The 377-nt window shown below is 38.7% G+C and carries 1 protein-coding gene; it reads right to left on the bottom strand.

The window, feature by feature from the left end; translation table 11 throughout:
* Positions 1-96 precede the first annotated feature (96 nt).
* Positions 97-303, bottom strand: a complete 207-nt coding sequence (locus tag D5S11_RS19735; protein WP_128424649.1) for a hypothetical protein — start codon at positions 301-303, stop codon at positions 97-99.
* Positions 304-377 lie beyond the last annotated feature (74 nt).

The following is a 377-nucleotide window of genomic DNA, read 5'->3' as shown; positions in this document are numbered from 1 at the left end:
GCCCTAAAGGATAGAAACCGCACCCTATAAAGATTGGTGTTTTGCAATACCTGCATTTCCTGGTTGTATGTATGGTTGCTATCTTTAGAGTCATAGTTATTCCTTTGCGAATAAATCGGTATATGTACGTGCCATGGTTCCGCATTTATTTAAAGGGTGCTCATCACTCCACTCTATTTCTTTGCTTTTAGAGTTCACTGCACGAGCATGCAAAAATCTATTATTCTCAATTTGTTGCTTTATTTCCGCCTCCCCTACATCTTCAAAATCCAACACCATAACTTCAATTTTATACACTTTCATTACATCACTCCTTATTGCATCGTCCTTGATGCTTTGTTGTTAGTTACTGGTTATGTGGCCATCCACCTTGCTGT

It is taken from the genome of Bacillus sp. L75 (assembly GCF_003676355.1).
In the GTDB taxonomy this organism is placed as follows: domain Bacteria; phylum Bacillota; class Bacilli; order Bacillales; family Bacillaceae; genus Bacillus; species Bacillus velezensis.
Note: the sequence above shows the minus strand (reverse complement) of the source record. Positions and strands in the feature narration are given on the sequence as shown.

Bases quoted from the DNA above. Each gene is read 5' to 3' on its own strand.
- D5S11_RS19735 (WP_128424649.1), bottom strand. From the start codon at position 303: ATGAAAGTGTATAAAATTGAAGTTATGGTGTTGGATTTTGAAGATGTA.